This window comes from Pseudomonas sp. PS02303 (genome assembly GCF_029959925.1).
Classification (GTDB): Bacteria; Pseudomonadota; Gammaproteobacteria; order Pseudomonadales; family Pseudomonadaceae; genus Aquipseudomonas; species Aquipseudomonas mandelii.
Map to the genome: position 1 here is coordinate 1 of NZ_JASCOM010000483.1, position 1,973 is coordinate 1,973.

Genomic DNA, 1,973 nt, shown 5'->3' on the forward strand with positions numbered 1-1,973 from the left:
AGGCTTGCCCGCGAAGGCGTCCCTGAGATCGCCTTCGTGGGCAAGCCTCGCTCCTACAGAAGCTGTTCAGCAGTTTTTTAGCGGTCCTGCGCATCCTTGGCGTCCGCTTCCGCGTTGCGTTCCGCGACACGTTTACGTTGCTCTTCGGTCAGTTCGACCTTGTTGGCAGTGTCACGCAGCATCATCAAACCACCAACGATCGAGCCGATTGCAACGACCAGAATCAACCAGGCATACCAGGGCATAGGGCTCTCCTTGAGGGCAGGCCGATTGGCGGGTTTCGCCAATCGATCGTGCATACCACTTTGAGCGATTTCATATCGCGGTGGTTCCATTCTATGCCTGATCTGTCGGTAACACCTGAGACCATTCAGAGTCCGGTCAACATCGCGTCGGCCGGTGCATCCGCGCGCAATTGCGCGGTGAGCATGAAGTACACGAAGCCCACCGCCATGAAGCCGAGGAAGATCAAGCCGATCAACGTGTTGAACCAGGCCATCGCCACCAGGCACACCACCGCCAGGATCAACGCAATCATCGGCACCAGCGGGTAGCACGGCGCGCGGAAGGTGCGCTCCAGGTTCGGTTCGGTTTTACGCAACTTGAACAGGCTGAGCATGCTCATGATGTACATCACGATTGCGCCGAACACCGCCATGGTGATCATCGCCGCGGTCAGCGTCATGCCACCGAGATTGATCAAACCGTCGCTGTAGATCGCCGCGATACCGATTACGCCGCCGGCAATGATTGCCCGATGGGGTGTCTGGAAGCGCGACAGTTTGGCCAGCGACGCCGGCAGGTAACCGGCGCGGGCGAGGGCGAAGAACTGCCGCGAGTAGCCGAGGATGATCCCATGGAAACTCGCCACCAGGCCGAACAGGCCGATCCATACCAGCATGTGCAACCAGCCCGAGCTTTCGCCGACCACGGTTTTCATGGCTTGTGGCAGCGGGTCGTTGATGTTCGACAGGGTGCGCCAGTCGCCGACGCCGCCGGCAAAGAACATCACGCCCATGGCCAGCAATACCAGGGTCAGGATGCCGCTGATGTAGGCCTTGGGAATCGTGCGTTTCGGATCCTTGGCTTCTTCGGCGGCCATCGCTGCGCCTTCAATGGCGAGGAAGAACCAGATGGCGAAAGGAATCGCCGCGAACATCCCGGCAATCGCCGGCGCCCCGAACACATCGGAACCGGCCCAGCCATTGAGCGCAAAGTTGCTGAAACTGAACGCCGGAGCGACCACGCCCATGAACACCAGCAGTTCCGCCACGGCCAATACACAGACAATCAACTCGAAGGTGGCGGCCAGTTTCACGCCGAGAATGTTCAGGCCCATGAACACGATGTAGGCGCCGACCGCTGCGTGCTTCGGGTCGAGGGCCGGGAATTGCACATTCAGGTAAGCGCCGATAGCCAAGGCAATTGCCGGCGGGGCGAAGACGAACTCGATCAGCGTCGCCAACCCGGCGATCAATCCGCCTTTCTCGCCAAAGGCGCGGCGGCTGTAGGCAAAGGGGCCGCCAGCATGGGGAATCGCCGTGGTCAGTTCGGTGAAGCTGAAGATGAAGCAGGTGTACATCGTGGCGACCATGAACGAGGTCACCAGGAACCCGAGTGTTCCGGCCACGCCCCAGCCGTAACTCCAGCCGAAATACTCACCGGAAATCACCAGTCCGACCGCAATACCCCACAGGTGCAACGTGCCCAGCGTGGGTTTGAGTTGTGTGTTCATGCGTTTGCTCCCTGAACGGTTTGAAAAGCGTCGGGGGGAGGCGTTTGCAGTGGGCGTGCCAGTGTTGTGATAGCAGTCGTAAAGCGTAAAAAGGTGTCGTATCGGGGATGTACGGTGCTGGATGCATGCATTTTGGTGCGCTAGTTGGGGGCGTTGTCGTGTGTTCTGCCGTCTTCGCGGGCAAGCCTCGCTCCTACAAGGGCGAGCGCTCCACGGACCTGTAGGAGCGAGGCTTGCC

General features: G+C 60.0%; 2 protein-coding genes. Both read right to left on the reverse strand.

Annotation, left to right across the window (positions count from 1 at the left end; all coding sequences use genetic code 11):
• Positions 1 to 77: 77 nt before the first annotated feature.
• The gene (locus tag QMX98_RS34300; protein ID WP_010461642.1) at positions 78 to 245 is read right to left on the reverse strand and encodes a DUF2897 family protein; all 168 of its coding nucleotides are present in this window, start codon (positions 243 to 245) and stop codon (positions 78 to 80) included.
• Positions 246 to 370: 125 nt separating this feature from the next.
• Positions 371 to 1,735 carry an ethanolamine permease gene (eat, locus tag QMX98_RS34305; RefSeq protein ID WP_010461641.1) on the reverse strand — a complete coding sequence of 455 codons (1,365 nt, stop codon included), beginning with the start codon at positions 1,733 to 1,735 and terminating at the stop codon, positions 371 to 373.
• Positions 1,736 to 1,973: the final 238 nt, after the last annotated feature.

Excerpts from the sequence above, each read along its gene's own strand:
- eat (WP_010461641.1), bottom strand. The coding sequence starts at position 1,735 with ATGAACACACAACTCAAACCCACGCTGGGCACGTTGCACCTGTGGGGT.
- QMX98_RS34300 (WP_010461642.1), bottom strand. The coding sequence starts at position 245 with ATGCCCTGGTATGCCTGGTTGATTCTGGTCGTTGCAATCGGCTCGATC.